Origin of the sequence: Aestuariivirga litoralis, assembly GCF_003234965.1 — a bacterium.
Lineage (GTDB): Bacteria > Pseudomonadota > Alphaproteobacteria > Rhizobiales > Aestuariivirgaceae > Aestuariivirga > Aestuariivirga litoralis.
In genome coordinates this window covers 751,907-766,839 of sequence record NZ_QKVK01000001.1, presented here as the reverse complement: position 1 = coordinate 766,839, position 14,933 = coordinate 751,907, and the positions used below count along the sequence as shown (strand labels likewise).

Genomic DNA, 14,933 nt, shown 5'->3' with positions numbered 1-14,933 from the left:
CGCCGCAAAGCCTTTCCGAAGCGGAAGCGAACCGCTACACTGGCCTTCTGTGGTGGTGATCGATGCCCGATACGGTGAAATTCGTTCTGGTCGTGGGGTTTCTCGTGGGGGCGGTCTATGGCAGCGCCTGGGCGCTGTCGCATTTTCCGCCCGAGCAGACGGAAATCGTGAAGCCGCTGCCCAGCGAGAAGCTGCGTGCCAAATAGCGTCTCCCAGCGCCTGATCGACCGCTTCCTCGAAATGATGGCGGCCGAGCGCGGCGCATCGCGGAACACGCTTGCCGCCTACCGCCGCGACCTCGAAGCCTATGCCGAGGGCATCTCCGACCTCAAGGCGGCAGGGCCGGAGGATATCCGCCGGCACCTCGAAACGCTGGAGACCCTGGGCCTTGCCCGCTCCTCGGCAGCGCGCAAGCTTTCCGCCATCCGGCAGTTCCACCGCTTCCTGCATGGCGACGGGCTGGCGAAGGACAATCCCGCCACGGCGATCGACAGCCCGCGTGCCGCACGCCCGCTGCCCAAGATGATCTCGCAGGCCGACGTCGAGGCGCTGGCGGGGGCCGCCCGGGCGCGGGTGGGGAAGGCCGAGGGCAGGCAGCTCGTCAAGGCGCAGCGGATGCTGTGCCTGATCGAACTGCTCTATGCGACGGGGCTGCGCGTCTCCGAACTCGTCGGCCTCACGGCACAGGCGGCAAGTGCGGAGAAGGACTTCATCCTGGTCAAGGGCAAGGGCGGGCGGGAACGGCTGGTGCCGGTCTCCGCCACGGCGCGGGAGGCGCTGACGGACTATCTCGCAACCCTCCGCAAAACCGGCCTCGCGGGGTCGAAATGGCTGTTCCCGTCCTCGGGCGCCGCCGGGCACCTGACGCGGCAGCATTTCGCACTGGAGCTCAAGGCCCTGGGCCGGGAGGCCGGGCTCGATACCGCAAGACTCTCGCCCCACGTGCTGCGCCATGGTTTCGCCAGCCACCTGCTGGAGGGTGGGGCAGACCTCCGCGCCGTCCAGCAAATGCTTGGCCATGCTGACATTTCGACCACCCAGATCTATACCCACGTGCAGGCCGAGCGGCTGCGCGAGGTGGTGGAGACCCACCATCCGCTTGCCAAGAAAAGTTGACTTCCTGACTGAGCACGGCCAGTTTCCGCGCCAACACTGACCCGTTTCGAGGCCCAATGCCCACTTATCTCGATTTCGAAGCCCCTCTCGCCGAACTGGAAGGCAAGATCGCGGAACTGCGCGCGCTGGCCACCGGCGACAAGACCGTCTCGATCTCGGACGAGGTGAAGGGGCTGGAGAAGAAGGCGGCCAAGCAGCTGACCGACCTCTATGCCAGCCTCGAACCCTGGCAGAAGGCCCAGGTGGCGCGCCACCCGGAACGCCCGCATGCGGTGGACTACATCGGCCAGCTGATCACCGAATTCACCCCCATGGCCGGCGACCGCAAGTTCGCCGAGGACTTCGCGGTGGTGGGCGGCCTTGGCCGTTTCCAGGGCCAGCCCGTCATGGTGCTGGGCCAGGAAAAGGGCAATGACACGGCCTCCCGGCTCAAGCGCAACTTCGGCATGGCGCGCCCGGAGGGCTACCGCAAGGCGGTGAGGCTCATGGAAACGGCCGACCGCTTCGGGCTTCCCGTCATCTCCTTCGTCGACACCGCCGGCGCCTATCCCGGCATCGATGCGGAGGAGCGTGGCCAGGCGGAGGCCATCGCGCGCTCGACCGACTGCTGCCTGGCGCTTGGCGTTCCCACCGTCTCGGTGGTGATCGGCGAGGGTGGTTCCGGTGGCGCCATCGCGATTGCCACGGCCAACGTGGTGATGATGCTGGAACACGCCATCTACAGCGTCATCTCGCCCGAGGGTGCCGCCTCCATCCTGTGGCGCGACGCGGCGCGCGCCAAGGATGCGGCGGCAGCGATGAAGATCACCGCCCAGGACCTGAAGAAGCTCGGCGTCATCGACGAGATCATCCCGGAGCCCAAGGGTGGTGCGCACCGCGCGGCGTCCGAGGCGATTTCGGCCACCGGGGTGGCCATCGGCAAGGCCCTCGCCAGCCTCGAGGGCCTGTCGCCCGATGCGTTGCGCAGCCAGCGCCGGGAGAAGTTCCTCGCCATCGGCCGCAACCTCTAGCAGCCAGAGGTCTGCCCGCTTCCTGCCGCAAATCGCATCCACATAGGGGCGATGAACGTACAGGGACGGATGATGAATCGCCGCGAAATCCTGCTGGCCGGCCTTGCCGGCACCTCTCTCATGGGCCTGCCGCGCCTTGCCGTGGCCGAGCCCGAGCCGAAGCTCCTCACCGTGTCGAAGCGCGTGCTGGAGGTGAAGGGACGGGCCGCCACCGTCTATGGTCTCACCGGGCCCGACGGCAAGCCGGGCCTCTCCATGATGTTCGGCGAACATTTCCGCGTGCGGGTGAAGAACGACACCGACAGCGACACCATCATCCACTGGCACGGCCTCACCCCGCCCTTCGGCCAGGATGGCGTGGCCATGTATGGCGAGCCCGCCATCGCGCCCGGCGCCAGCAAGGACTACGACTTCGCCAATACCCGCGCCGGTACGCACTGGATGCATTCCCACATGGGCCTGCAGGAGCAGCAGCTGCTGGCGGCCCCCCTCATCGTCAACGAGGTGAAGCAGCCGGTGTTCGATGACCACGAGCATGTGGTGATGCTGCATGACTTCACCTTCCGCAACCCGCAGGAGATCCTCGCCGAACTGCAGGGTGGCGGCGGTGCACATGCCGGCCACACGATGCATGGCTCCTCGCAGGGCATGGACCATTCGCAGATGAACCATTCCGGCTCCAATGCAGGCGGCGGCATGATGCAGGGCATGGCGGGCATGATGGGGGGCGCCGGCATGCTGAACGACATCGTGTTCGATGCCTATCTCGCCAATGACCGGACGCTCGATGACCCCGAGGTCGTCACCGTGGAGAAGAACACGACGCTGAGGCTCCGCATCATCAATGGTGCTGCCGCATCCAACATGTGGGTCGATCTCGGCGCCATGGAGGGCGAACTCGTGGCGGTGGACGGCAATGCCATCTACCCGATGAAGGGCAGCCTCTTCCCGCTCGCCATGGCGCAACGCGCCGATATCCGGCTCACGATCCCGGCCGAAGGCGGTGCCTTCCCCGTTCTGTTCCGCCCCGAAGGAGTCAGGGCACGGACCGGCATCATCGTCGCCAGCAAGGGCGCGGCAATCCCCAGGCTGGCGGGGGAGGGCGACATGGCGCCGGCCCTCGACCTGTCGCAGGAACTGCTCTACCGCGCGGTGGCCAAGCTTCCGCAGGAACCGGTCAACCGCACCGAGATGCTGATGCTGACGGGCGGCGAGACGAACTATCTCTGGGGGCTCAACGGCGAGGCCGACCCGGCGCAGCCGCTGTTCACCATGCGCCAGGGCGAGCGCATCGCGGTGATGATGCACAACATGACCGGCATGGCGCATCCGATGCATCTTCATGGCCACTATTTCAAGGTGATGGCCATCGGCAAGACCGTCATCGACGGCGCCCTGCGCGACGTGGTGCTGGTGCCCCCGATGGAGTCGGTGACCATCGTCTTCGATGCTGACAATCCCGGCTCATGGCCGTTCCATTGCCACCATGCCTATCACATGAATTCGGGCATGATGGGCACGGTGGGCTATACCAGCGCCGCCTGACGCCGCCGGTCTGGCTTTTCGCGGGGCGCGACCGTAAGTTCGCGCCCCAGTGAAGTCCGAAGAGCGGCGCGCCGATGAAGTACCTGATCCTGTCCAGTCCCCGAACGGGAAGCACCATGCTGGCCGCGGCCCTCAACGCCACCGGACGGGCTGGCCGGGTGAAGGAGTATTTTCACGCCAGCACGCTGGCCGAACAGGGACACCCGGAACAGGCGAAGCCCAGCATGCTCGCCTATTACGAGCGCGTGGTCGCCGCCAACACATCCGCCAATGGCGTGTTCGGCATGAAGCTGCACTTCAACCAGTTCCACAACGTGTTTGGCGGCAAGCGCATCGGCATGCCGAGCGGCGTCAGCTTCCTGCGCAGCTTCGACAGGCATGTCCTGGTGTTTCGCCGCGACAAGATCCTGCAGGCGATTTCCGAGCTTCTGGCCACCAAGTCCGAGCTGTGGAACACCGGCGACCGGGCCGCCGCCGGCCGGGCCGGCGCGGCGCTCTCGGACGACGACATTCCGCTCCTCGCCAACATCATGAGCCGCCAGGTCGCCGAGGAATATGCCTGGCGCAGCCTGCTGCATGACTGCGCCATCACTTTCCTGGAACTCGCCTATGAGGACGTGGTGGCGAGCCCCGCGGCGGAACTGGGGCGGCTTGCCGCCCATCTCGGCATAGCCGGGCTGGACGTGCTGGCGCCGGCGCAGGACACCGTCAAGCTCACCGATCCGGCGCAGACGCAGGCGATCAAGCAGCGTTTCCTCGCCGCGCTGGGTGCCGGCGCGGCATAGCGCGCCGCACTAGAGCACGCGCCCCATCGAGAAGCCGGTGGCGAGATATTTCCGCATGAAGATGATGAGGATGAGGCCGGGCAGCAAGCCGAGGACGCTGGCGGCGGAGAGCAGCGCAAGATCACCCGTCATCACCCCCGCGGCGCGCGTCATGATGCCGGCGATGGGCTTTGCATCGATGGTGGTCAGCGCATTGGCCAGCATGTACTCGATCCACGAGAACATGAAGCAGAAGAAGGCGGCGACCGCGATGCCCGGTGCGATCTGCGGAATGAGGATGCGCCCCATGAACGACAAGATGCCGTGGCCGTCGATGCGCGCACTCTCGTCCATCTCGCGCGGGATCGCGGAGATGAAGCCCTCGAGGATCCAGATGGCCAGCGGCACGTTGAAGAAGCAATGCGCGATGGCCACCGCGATGTGAGTGTCGATCAGCCCCAGGTCGGAGAAGATCTGGACGAAGGGGGCGAGCAGAATCGCGGGCGCCATCATGCGGAACATCAGGAGGCCGAAGAACAGCCCCCGGTGCCCGAAGAAATCATGCCGCGAAAAGGCATAGGCGGCGGGCAGCGCCACCATCACCGAAATCGCCACGTTGAGCAGCACGTAGATGACGGCGTTGACATAGCCCATGTACCAGTCCGGATCGCTGAAGATCAGGGCATAGTTCTCGAGGTTCACGGCATGCGGAAGGAAGGTGAGGCCGCCGCCGATCTCGGCATTGGTCTTGAAGCTCATCACCAGCAGCCAGTAGACCGGCGTCATCAGCAGGGCCACATAGACCAGCGGGGCCATCGACAGGCGGCCCTTCATGCCGGCCGCTCGCGGCGCGGAACGATGAGGCTGAAGAAGGCCCAGGAGATGGCCACGACGATCAGCAGGTAGAGGATCGACATGGCCCCGCCCTCGCCCAGGTCGAACTGGATCGTCGCCGTCTGGACCAGTTCATGCGACAGGAAGGTGGTGGAGACGCCGGGGCCGCCGCGGGTCACCACATAGGCCTCGGCATAGATCATGAAACTGTCCATCAGCCGCAGCAGGATGGCGATCAGCAGCACGAGGCGCAGTCGTGGCAGCTCGATGTGGCGGAAGATGGCCCAGCGGCCCGCCCCGTCGATGCGTGCTGCCTGGTAATAGGCCTGCGGAATGGCGCGAAGCCCCGCATAGCACAGCAGCACCACGAGGCTGGTCCAGTGCCAGGCGTCCATGAGCAGCAGGACGGCCCACACCACTGCCTTGTTGTTCATGTCCAGCCCGGGGCCCATGGCGGTGAAGATGGCGTGGAGAAGACCGATGCGCGGCATCGTCATCACCTTGAACAAGTAGCCGACGACGATCTGCGGCGCGAGGAGTGGAATGGCCAGCAGCACGATCAGCACCGCTGCCCATGGCCCCGCCGCCGGCAGGCGCAGCGCGATGTAGATGCCGAGCGGCACCTCGATGAGCAGGACCAGGGCGGAATAACCCAGGCTGCGCGCCAGCGCCCACCAGAACTCGGGCGAGGACAGGACGCTCACATACCATTGCGGCCCGACCCAGACGAAGCTGTTGCCGGCGAAGGTGTCATGGAGCGAATAGAAGGCGATGAAGCCTGCCGGCACGACCCCGCTCACCGTCATCACCAGCAGGGCGGGAAGCAGTAGCAGAAAGACCGTGAAACGCCCCGACATGCGCGGCAGGATGCCCCTCGCCGATGCGCGGCGTCAAGCAGCCGCTTGGTCCTGCCAACCCGGACGGTCCGATCCCGCGAGGTCAATGTGGCGGCGCGCCGAGCGCCTGCCTGATGTCGTCCGCGAACAGGGCGGCGCCTGCGGTCGAAATGTGCTTTTCGTCCTTGTAGGTTTCCCGCCCGGCGCCGTCGGCGAAGCGGACATCGCCGTCCGGGCCGACAAGCTTCGCGGCGGTATCGATCACCACGACCTTGTCCGATGCATGGGCGTGGAGGAACCGGTTGACCGATTGCCGTATTGCGGCCTGCCGGACGTCCTCGCCAAAGGGCGGCCTGATGCCCTTGCGAATCCCCTCGCGCGACGCGACAGGGGGCAGCGACGGGATCTGGTCCATGATGATTATCTTTCCGGTGTGCGGGCCTATTTCCGCAAGGGCGGTGTCCAGCCGCCCCGGGTGATGCTTCAGCTTCTCGCGCCATTCCATGCCGATGATCACGAAATCCGGCCTGGTCTTGCGGATGACGGCAAGGCTGTCTGCCCACAGCGTGGTCTCGGCAGCGCCGACGGGCGGAAGCGGGTCGCCCGAGGCGACGCTGGCGACGACCAGGGTCAGGCCCAGCTCCCGGGCGATCTCCCGCAGCGTGTAGCCATACATCGAGCCGTTGCTGTCGCCCATCAGCACCACTGTTCCGCGCGATGGCCGTTGCTCGAAGACGAGACCGCCGGACGCAACGTCGGACGGGTCCGCATTGATGTAGTAATTGGCACGTATGTGCAGGCCCAGCGGCACCAGCAGGACGAGGGCGGTGACGAGGAAGGCATAGGACAGCCGCTTGCTCGCCGGGCGGTTGAGGAAGCGGCGGGACGGGGCCTCCACCAGGAGATAGGTGGCGCCCACGGCCAGCACCGTCAGCATCAGCTTGCAGGCCGTGCGGAATAGTTCGGACGAGGCATAGAAATGATAGTCGACCAGGCAGAAGATCGGATAGTGCCAGAGATAGAGCGTATAGGAGAGTTTACCCACGAGCACGAAGGCCGGCAACCGCAGCAGGCGCGATGCCACATCGCCTTCGGCCGGGTTCACGCTGACCAGCGTGACGGCGCCGATCACCGGCAGAAGGGCGTAGAAGCCGGGAATGGCCATGCTGCCGTCGAGGATGAGGCAGGAGCCGATGATGAGCATCAGCCCGGCTGCCCTCAGGCCGGAACCAAGCCTGCCGAAATGGCCCGGCCGGAACGGTGCGGCGGCCATCGCGGCCAGCGAGCCGGCGAGCAGTTCCCAGGCCCGTGAGGGCAGCGAGAAGAACGCCCATTGCGGGCTGTGATAGGTGAGCACGATGCAGAGGGCGAGGCTTGCCGCGAAGGCCCCGGCCACGATCGTCCGGGCGTGGCGCGGAACGACGGCGAGAAGGGTCATCAGGAACAGCGGGAAGACCAGGTAGTACTGTTCCTCGACCGACAGCGACCAGTAGTGCAGGAAGGGCTGCGCATCGGGCGAGAATGCAAAATAGTCGCCCTGGTAGATGAACTTCATGTTCGCCACTGACAGCAGTGCTGCAACGAAGACGGCACCGCTCGATGCGAAGTCCTGCGGCGTATAGACGAGCCACGCGAAGAACAGCGTTGCCGTGGCAACGAGAAGGAAGGCCGGGGCAATGCGCGCGATGCGGCGCTGGTAGAACCCCGAGAAGGTGAAGGTACCGCTGCGCTGCGCTTCCAGGATCAGCGCCGTGATCAGGAAGCCGGAGATGACGAAGAAGACATCGACGCCGACGAAGCCGCCCGGAAGCCAGTCCCGCTTCAGGTGGAAGGCCACGACAGCCAGGACCGCGACCGCGCGCAGTCCGTCGATATCGGGCCGGTACTTCATGCGCTGAACAGAACTCCCCACGCGGCAGGGCCGCTTGGCCCTGTGTAACACCCAGGCCGGCGCAACGCCCAGTGCCCGAGCAGGAAAATCGGGGCGCGCCACCCGCATTGCCTCGATTTCCGGTTGAGTATAAGTGTCGAACTCCCGCCGGCCCGCCGCTGCCTGATCAGGAGAGCTTCCGCCGCCATGATGCAACACGCAATGCCCCGCCAGCCGCTCTGGCTGCGCCTTCTGCAGGCGCCGGTGAGCCGCATTGTCATTCTGGGCGGGATCGTGTTCTACCTGATGGCCTGGACGGAGGGGCGCATTCAGGAGGTCAGCGCCCATCCGCTGATCGGCACTGCCATTGCGCTCGGCATGGCGCTGGTGGTGATGGCGCTCTATGCCGCCTGGGGACGGCTGATCGAGCGCCGCGCGGTGTCCGAGCTCTCCCTCTCGGGCGCGGGCCGCGAGTGGGCGGTCGGCGGCCTGCTCGGTGTCGGGCTCTATACCGCCTGCGTGCTGCTGCTGATGGCAGTCGGCATGTACCGGATCGAGGGTTTCAATCCGCTGTCCTACATGGTGCCGGCCATTGCGATGGCGGTGAAGTCCTCGGTCTTCGAGGAGCTGCTGTTTCGCGGCGTGCTGTTCAGGTCCGTCGAGCAGATGGGCGGCAGCTGGATCGCGATCATCGTCTCCTCGCTGGTCTTCGGCGTCATCCACCTGCTCAACCCGGATGCCACGATCGCCGGCGCGGTCTATATCGCCATCGAGGCGGGCCTGTTGCTGGCGGCCGCCTATCTGGTCACGCGCCGCCTGTGGCTGGCCATCGGCTATCACATGATGTGGAACTACGTGCAGTCGGCCGTGTTCTCCGGCATCGTCTCGGGCGGCGTGGCGCTGCCCGGCCTGTTGCAGGTCCGGATCGAGGGGCCACGCTTCTATACCGGGGGCTCATTCGGCATGGAGCAGTCGGTGTTTGCCCTCGTGCTCTGCACCATCACCGGGGCGCTGCTGCTGGCAATCGCCATCCGCCGCGGCCATCTCGTCCCGGCCCCGTGGAACCGCAAGGCGTGAGCGGGAAGAGCCGGGCAGGCTCGGCTCTTCCCGGCAGCGCAGCCTTTAGACGAAGGCCCCGTGGCAGTGCTTGTAGCGCTTGCCCGAGCCGCAGGGGCAGGGGTCGTTGCGCGAGACCTTGCCCCAGGTCTTGGGGTTGTTGGGGTCGATGCCGGTCCGGCCCTGGGCCAGCGTCAGCGCGGCCTGGGAGAGCTCGTCCTCGCCCGTCACCGGGTCGATGTGGTGGGCCACCATCTCCGGCAGTTCGTCGGCGTCGGGAAGTTCCGTCAGCTCGGAGGGATCGCGCATCTGGATCTCGACGCGCATGACCTGGGCGGTGACGTTCTCGCGCAGGCGGTCGACCATGTTCTCGAAGAGATTGTAGCCTTCGGTCTTGTATTCGTTGAGGGGGTCGCGCTGGCCATAGCCGCGCAGGTGGATGACCTGGCGCAGCTGCTCCACCGTGATGATGTGGTCGCGCCACAGCTGGTCCAGCGTGCGCAGCAGGAAGGTCTTCTCGACCTGGCCCATCACCTCTTCGCCATAGCGGGCGCGCTTCTCGGCATAGTGCTGGTCGGCGGCCTTGGTCACGCGCTCGAGGATCTCCTCCTCGGCGATGCCTTCTTCCTTGGTCCAGTCGGCGACCGGGAAGTCGATGCCGACGACCTCGAGCAGGCGCTCGCGCAGGCCCGCGGCATCCCACTGCTCGGCATAGGTGTTGGGCGGGATGTGCTTGTGGACCAGGTCCTCGATGGTGTGGTGGCGCATGTCGTCGATGGTCTCGGCGACTTCCTCGCCCTTCATGATGCCGATGCGCTGGTCGAAGATGACCTTGCGCTGGTCGTTCATCACGTTGTCGAACTTGAGGAGGTTCTTGCGGATGTCGAAGTTGCGGGCCTCGACCTTCTGCTGCGCCTTTTCCAGCGCCTTGTTGATCCACGGGTGGACGATGGCCTCGCCCTCCTTGAGGCCCGACATGGTCAGCATCGAATTCAGCCGCTCGGAGCCGAAGATGCGCATCAGGTCGTCTTCCAGCGAGAGGTAGAACAGCGAGCGGCCGGGGTCGCCCTGGCGGCCGGAGCGGCCGCGCAGCTGGTTGTCGATGCGGCGGCTTTCGTGGCGCTCGGTGCCGATGACGAACAGGCCGCCGGCGTCCAGCACCGTCTGCTTGTTGGCTTCGATCTCCTGGCGGATGGCGGCGATGCGTTCATCGCGTTCAGGGCCTTTCGGCATGTCGGCGAGTTCGATGGCAACGCGCATGTCGAGGTTGCCGCCCAGCTTGATGTCGGTGCCGCGGCCGGCCATGTTGGTGGCGATGGTGACCGCACCCGGCACGCCGGCCTGGGCAACGATCGCGGCTTCCTGCTCGTGATAGCGGGCGTTCAGCACGCTGTGCGGCACGCCCTTGGCCTTCATCATCTCCGACAGCACTTCGGATTTCTCGATCGAGGTGGTGCCGACCAGCACCGGCTGGCCGCGGGTGCGGGCCTCGGCGATGGTGTCGATGATCGCCTCGTATTTCTCGCGCGCCGTGCGGAAGACCTGGTCGTCCTCGTCCTTGCGGGCCACCGGCACGTTGGTGGGGATGTCGAGCACCTCGAGGCCATAGATGTCCATGAACTCCTCGGCCTCGGTCAGTGCCGTGCCGGTCATGCCGGCCAGCTTGGCGTAGAGGCGGAAGTAGTTCTGGAAGGTGATGGAGGCCAGCGTCACGTTCTCGGGCTGGATCGCCACGTGTTCCTTGGCCTCCAGCGCCTGGTGCAGGCCTTCCGAATAGCGCCGGCCCGGCATCATGCGGCCGGTGAACTCGTCGATGATGACGACCTGGCCGTCCTTGACGATATAGTCCTTGTCGCGCTGGAACAGCTTGTGGGCACGCAGCGCCTGCTGCACGTGGTGCACGATGGTGACGTTCTCGGCGTCATAGAGGTTGGTGCCGCGCAGCAGCCCGGCCGCTCCGAGCACCTGCTCGAGATGCTCGTTGCCCTTCTCGGTGAGGGTGACGGAGCGCTGCTTCTCGTCGAGGTCATAGTCCTCGGGCGTCAGCGCCGGGATGAACTGGTTCACCGCATTGTAGAGGTCCGACTTGTCGTCGACGGGGCCTGAAATGATGAGCGGCGTGCGGGCCTCGTCGATGAGGATCGAGTCGACCTCGTCGACGATTGCGAAGTTGTGCCCGCGCTGCACCATCTCCTCGAGGTGGTACTTCATGTTGTCGCGCAGGTAGTCGAAGCCCAGCTCGTTGTTGGTGGCATAGGTCACGTCCGAGGCATAGGCGTCGCGGCGCTCCTCGTCGGACAGGCCGTGCACGATCACGCCCGTGGTCAGGCCGAGGAAGCCATAGATCTGGCTCATCCAGCCGGCGTCGCGCTTGGCGAGATAGTCGTTGACGGTGACGACGTGCACGCCCTTGCCGGTCAGCGCGTTGAGGTAGACGGGCAGGGTGGCGACCAGCGTCTTGCCTTCGCCCGTCTTCATCTCGGCGATGCGGCCCTCGTGCAGCACCATGCCGCCGATGAGCTGCACGTCGAAGTGGCGCTGGCCCAAGGTGCGCTTGGCAGCCTCGCGCACGGTGGCGAAGGCGGGCACCAGCAGGTCGTCGAGGTCCTTGCCGCCGGCCAGCTGCTCCCTGAACATGGCGGTGCGCGCCCTGAGCTCGTCGTCCGACAGCGCGGCCAACTCCGGTTCAAGGGCGTTGATCGCCTCCACCCGGCCGCGATACTTGGCGATCTGGCGGTCATTGCTGGAGCCGAAAATCCGAGCGGCGATGCCGCGCAATCCGAACATTGATTCGTATCCTTCAGGAGGGGGACGTCCGCCCCCGTGTCGAGGCGCTTTCTAGTCAAGTTGCCGTGCCGGAGCAATGCGCCGCCGCGGGGAAAATCACGCCGGCTGCCACATGGGCCCAAGCCTCCGCAATTTCAATGTGTTGCATTGGCGCAACAGGGGTTTCATCTGTGGCACGCCCACTTGCATGGCTGTGGCAACGCGACCAATGTGCGGTCGAATTGCGACGGCCCGGACCGACGTGGACGGGGGCTTATTCTTGCCTTCTTTGAGGGACAAAGAGCAGCGCCCGGCCGATGGCACCCGGGGTGGTCGATGGCCTCTTGAACGGTGGACTTGAATGTCGTTTTCCCGAAAGTTTCTAATGTCTTGCGCGGCAACCGCGCTGCTGGGCCTGAGCCTCGCCATGCCCGCCCGGGCGCAGGAGGACGTGGCGCCCAAGGACGACAAGGTCATCGCCATCGTCAACGGCCACGAGATTCGGGTGTCGGAAGTCCAGATGGCGACGGACGACATCATCGGCCAGCTGCCGGACATGCCGCCGAAGCTGCGCTACCCCTTCGTGGTGGAATACCTGATCGAGCGCCACCTGCTCGCCCAGTACGCCGTTAAGGAAGGCATCGCCGAGACCGAGGAATACAAGCGCCGCCTTGCCCTGTACCAGGCCAAGGCGCTGCGCGACGCCTATTTCTTCCAGAAGATCCGCCCGATGGTGACGGAGGAGATGATCCGCGCCGCCTATGACGAAGAGGCCGCCAAGCTGCAGCAGACGGAGCGCGTGCGCGCCCGCATGATCCTCGTCGCCAGCGAAAAGGAAGCCCAGGACATCGAGAAGATGCTGGCCGATGGCCAGAAGTTCGAGGACCTGGCCAAGAAGTACAGCCTCGACGGCTCGAAGGACTATGGCGGTGACCTCGGCTATTTCACCGCCGCCGAGATGGTGCCCGAATTCTCCAAGGCGACCTTCGCCCTCAAGGTGGGCGAGACCTCGCAGCCGGTGAAGACCGATTTCGGCTGGCACATCATCCGCCTCGAGGACAGGAAGCAGGGCGCCGCCCAGCCCTATGACCAGGTGAAGCAGGCCATCCGCAACGTGCTGCTGCGCCAGAAGGTCGGCGAGGTGATGAGCAAGATCCGCGAGGCCTCGAAGGTCGAGATCCTCGACGACGACCTGAAGAAATATGCCGAGGAGGCCGCCAAGGCCGCCAAGAACTACCAGGAAACCAAGCAGAAGGTACTGGACCAGTCCGGCGGCGCCGCGGCTCCGGCCGCCGGCGAGGATGCGACCGGCGGCGATGCCTCCGGCAAGGGCGACCTGCAGCTTCCGGCCCAGTAAGACCCGACACCATAACCGTGCAGTTCTGAGGGGGGCTCGCCATGGCGCAACAACACCAGGTCTCTCCGCTGGCACCGGCGGCCTTCCCGGAGCTGCCGCCCATTTCGGGCGTGACGCTGGCGGCCGCCGAAACCGGCATCCGCTACAAGAACCGGCCTGACGTGCTGCTCGCCGTCATGCCGGCCGGCACAACGGTGGCCGGTGCCTTCACCCGCTCCAAGTCGCGCTCCGCGCCGGTGGACTGGTGCGTCGACAGCCTCGAGGGCGGCACGGCCCGCGCCGTCGTCATCAATGCCGGCAATGCCAATGCCTTCACCGGCAAGGCCGGTGTGGCCACCGTCACCGCCGTGGCCAAGGCGGCCGCGAAGCAGCTGGGCTGCAAGCCGCACGAAATCTTCCAGGCCTCGACCGGTGTCATCGGCGAGCCGCTGGACCCCTCCTTCATCACCAATGCCCTGCCGCAGCTCGCCCAACAGGCGAAGCCGGACCAGTGGGCCATGGCGGCCCGGGCCATCATGACCACCGACACCTTCCCCAAGGCGGCCACCGCCAGGGTGAAGCTCGGCGGCAGGACGGTCACCATCAACGGCATCGCCAAGGGTTCGGGCATGATCGCGCCGGACATGGCGACCATGCTGGTCTTCCTCTTCACCGATGCCGCCATCCCCGCGAAAGCGCTGCAGAAGCTGTTGTCGAAGGCGGTGGGCAAGAGCTTCAACTGCATCACCGTCGACGGCGATACCTCGACCTCGGACACCGTGCTGCTCTTCGCCACGGGTGCGGCCGGCAATTCCACCAAGGGCCTGAAGGCCGATGGCGACGAGCTCAAGGGCTTCGCCAAGGCGCTCAACGGCCTGTGCATGGACCTCGCGCACCAGGTGGCGAAGGATGGCGAAGGGGCGGAGAAGTTCATCGAGATCGCCATCACCGGTGCCGAGGACGACAAGGCCGCGCACAGGATCGCCATGTCGATTGCCAATTCGCCGCTGGTGAAGACCGCGGTGGCCGGCGAGGACGCCAACTGGGGCCGCGTCGTCATGGCCATCGGCAAGGCCGGCGAGAAGGCGATCCGCGACAAGCTGAAGATCAGGATCGGCGGCATCACGGTCGCCAGGAACGGCATGCGCGACCCCGCCTACAAGGAAGCCGAGATCATGCCGCACATGAAGGGCCGCCATATCGTGATCGAGGCGGATGTGGGTGTTGCCAAGGGCAAGGCCCGGGTGTGGACCTGCGACCTCACCCACGCCTACATCGACATCAACGGCTCCTACCGCAGCTAGACCCATGAAGATCGTCCTTGTCGCCGCCGTCGCGCTGGTCGACAAGGACGGCCGCGTGCTGCTCTCCCAGCGCCCGATGGACAAGCAGCTCGGCGGCCTGTGGGAGTTCCCGGGCGGCAAGGTGGAGGCGGGCGAGCGCCCCGAAGCGGCATTGATCCGTGAACTGAAGGAAGAGCTCGGCATCGACGTGGCTGAATCCTGCCTGGCACCCCTCACCTTCGCCAGCCACGCCTACGAGGACTTCCATCTCCTGATGCCGCTTTATGTCTGCCGCCGCTGGAAGGGCCAGGTGGTGGGGGCCGAGGGCCAGGCCATCGCCTGGGTCAGGCCGCTGAAGCTGAAGGACTATCCCATGCCACCGGCGGATATCCCGCTGATCCCGCACCTGGTGGATTTGCTCTGAACATGAAGCTCGTCACCCCGGCGAAGGCCGGGACCCAGCTTTGCGTCAGCACACCCGGAAAGAAAGCGGGGTCCCGGCTTTCGCCGGGAGGAC

Annotated in this window: 13 protein-coding genes; 9 read left to right on the top strand and 4 right to left on the bottom strand. The window is 65.9% G+C overall.

Translation table 11 applies throughout. The annotated features are described in order from the left end of the window. The first annotated feature begins 62 nt into the window (after nt 1-62). The 5 genes from DK847_RS03685 to DK847_RS03665 all read left to right on the top strand — a co-directional run bounded on the left by DK847_RS03685 (nt 63) and on the right by DK847_RS03665 (nt 4,456). Nucleotides 63-206 carry a histidine kinase gene (locus tag DK847_RS03685; RefSeq protein ID WP_111196230.1) on the top strand — a complete coding sequence of 48 codons (144 nt, stop codon included), beginning with the start codon at nt 63-65 and terminating at the stop codon, nt 204-206. Beyond that, nucleotides 196-1,116, top strand: a complete 921-nt coding sequence (locus tag DK847_RS03680) for a site-specific tyrosine recombinase XerD (protein WP_245414507.1) — start codon at nt 196-198, stop codon at nt 1,114-1,116. Before DK847_RS03685 ends, DK847_RS03680 begins: the two co-directional genes overlap by 11 nt. Before the next feature lie 56 nt (nt 1,117-1,172). Next, nucleotides 1,173-2,126, top strand: coding sequence for an acetyl-CoA carboxylase carboxyltransferase subunit alpha (locus DK847_RS03675; protein ID WP_111196228.1), 954 nt, complete (start codon nt 1,173-1,175; stop codon nt 2,124-2,126). A 72-nt stretch (nt 2,127-2,198) separates the two neighbouring features. Next, nucleotides 2,199-3,671, top strand: a complete 1,473-nt coding sequence (locus DK847_RS03670) for a multicopper oxidase family protein (RefSeq protein ID WP_111196353.1) — start codon at nt 2,199-2,201, stop codon at nt 3,669-3,671. Between the two features lie 74 nt (nt 3,672-3,745). Then, on the top strand, nt 3,746-4,456 hold the full coding sequence (locus tag DK847_RS03665) for a Stf0 family sulfotransferase (RefSeq protein ID WP_111196227.1): 711 nt from the start codon (nt 3,746-3,748) through the stop codon (nt 4,454-4,456). A 9-nt stretch (nt 4,457-4,465) separates the two neighbouring features. On the opposite strand, the gene DK847_RS03660 is transcribed toward DK847_RS03665, so the two are convergent. The 3 genes from DK847_RS03660 to DK847_RS03650 form a co-directional block, all read right to left on the bottom strand. After that, nucleotides 4,466-5,269, bottom strand: a complete 804-nt coding sequence (locus DK847_RS03660) for a carbohydrate ABC transporter permease (RefSeq protein ID WP_111196226.1) — start codon at nt 5,267-5,269, stop codon at nt 4,466-4,468. After that, nucleotides 5,266-6,126, bottom strand: a complete 861-nt coding sequence (locus tag DK847_RS03655) for a carbohydrate ABC transporter permease (RefSeq protein ID WP_111196225.1) — start codon at nt 6,124-6,126, stop codon at nt 5,266-5,268. Before DK847_RS03655 ends, DK847_RS03660 begins: the two co-directional genes overlap by 4 nt. Nucleotides 6,127-6,208: 82 nt before the next feature. Further along, nucleotides 6,209-7,996, bottom strand: a complete 1,788-nt coding sequence (locus tag DK847_RS03650) for an acyltransferase family protein (RefSeq protein WP_161957139.1) — start codon at nt 7,994-7,996, stop codon at nt 6,209-6,211. A gap of 186 nt (nt 7,997-8,182) precedes the next feature. Here DK847_RS03650 and DK847_RS03645 point away from each other — a divergent pair, with 186 nt between their 5' ends. Beyond that, nucleotides 8,183-9,052: a CPBP family intramembrane glutamic endopeptidase gene (locus DK847_RS03645; RefSeq protein WP_111196223.1), complete on the top strand. Its 870-nt coding sequence runs from the start codon at nt 8,183-8,185 to the stop codon at nt 9,050-9,052. Between the two features lie 45 nt (nt 9,053-9,097). Here DK847_RS03645 and secA read toward each other — a convergent pair whose 3' ends face one another. After that, nucleotides 9,098-11,818 carry a preprotein translocase subunit SecA gene (gene secA / locus DK847_RS03640; RefSeq protein ID WP_111196222.1) on the bottom strand — a complete coding sequence of 907 codons (2,721 nt, stop codon included), beginning with the start codon at nt 11,816-11,818 and terminating at the stop codon, nt 9,098-9,100. A gap of 364 nt (nt 11,819-12,182) precedes the next feature. On the opposite strand from secA, the gene DK847_RS03635 reads away from it, so the two are divergent. Genes DK847_RS03635 through mutT form a run of 3 tightly spaced genes read left to right on the top strand, consistent with a single transcriptional unit; the run spans nt 12,183 to nt 14,840 of the window. Beyond that, entirely contained in the window at nt 12,183-13,154 is a 972-nt protein-coding gene (locus DK847_RS03635) for a peptidylprolyl isomerase (protein WP_161957138.1), read from the top strand. 41 nt (nt 13,155-13,195) lie between these two features. Then, nucleotides 13,196-14,437 (top strand): bifunctional glutamate N-acetyltransferase/amino-acid acetyltransferase ArgJ, encoded by a 1,242-nt coding sequence (argJ, locus tag DK847_RS03630; RefSeq protein WP_111196220.1) that lies wholly within the window; start codon nt 13,196-13,198, stop codon nt 14,435-14,437. 4 nt (nt 14,438-14,441) lie between these two features. Next, nucleotides 14,442-14,840 (top strand): 8-oxo-dGTP diphosphatase MutT, encoded by a 399-nt coding sequence (gene mutT / locus DK847_RS03625; protein WP_111196219.1) that lies wholly within the window; start codon nt 14,442-14,444, stop codon nt 14,838-14,840. Nucleotides 14,841-14,933: the final 93 nt, after the last annotated feature.

What these genes read in the sequence shown, in the direction of transcription:
- mutT (WP_111196219.1), top strand. Translation starts at nt 14,442, where the DNA reads ATGAAGATCGTCCTTGTCGCCGCCGTCGCGCTGGTCGACAAGGACGGC.
- DK847_RS03645 (WP_111196223.1), top strand. Translation starts at nt 8,183, where the DNA reads ATGATGCAACACGCAATGCCCCGCCAGCCGCTCTGGCTGCGCCTTCTG.
- DK847_RS03650 (WP_161957139.1), bottom strand. Translation starts at nt 7,996, where the DNA reads ATGAAGTACCGGCCCGATATCGACGGACTGCGCGCGGTCGCGGTCCTG.
- DK847_RS03670 (WP_111196353.1), top strand. Translation starts at nt 2,199, where the DNA reads ATGAATCGCCGCGAAATCCTGCTGGCCGGCCTTGCCGGCACCTCTCTC.
- argJ (WP_111196220.1), top strand. Translation starts at nt 13,196, where the DNA reads ATGGCGCAACAACACCAGGTCTCTCCGCTGGCACCGGCGGCCTTCCCG.
- DK847_RS03635 (WP_161957138.1), top strand. Translation starts at nt 12,183, where the DNA reads ATGTCTTGCGCGGCAACCGCGCTGCTGGGCCTGAGCCTCGCCATGCCC.
- DK847_RS03685 (WP_111196230.1), top strand. Translation starts at nt 63, where the DNA reads ATGCCCGATACGGTGAAATTCGTTCTGGTCGTGGGGTTTCTCGTGGGG.
- DK847_RS03665 (WP_111196227.1), top strand. Translation starts at nt 3,746, where the DNA reads ATGAAGTACCTGATCCTGTCCAGTCCCCGAACGGGAAGCACCATGCTG.
- DK847_RS03675 (WP_111196228.1), top strand. Translation starts at nt 1,173, where the DNA reads ATGCCCACTTATCTCGATTTCGAAGCCCCTCTCGCCGAACTGGAAGGC.
- DK847_RS03660 (WP_111196226.1), bottom strand. Translation starts at nt 5,269, where the DNA reads ATGAAGGGCCGCCTGTCGATGGCCCCGCTGGTCTATGTGGCCCTGCTG.
- secA (WP_111196222.1), bottom strand. Translation starts at nt 11,818, where the DNA reads ATGTTCGGATTGCGCGGCATCGCCGCTCGGATTTTCGGCTCCAGCAAT.
- DK847_RS03655 (WP_111196225.1), bottom strand. Translation starts at nt 6,126, where the DNA reads ATGTCGGGGCGTTTCACGGTCTTTCTGCTACTGCTTCCCGCCCTGCTG.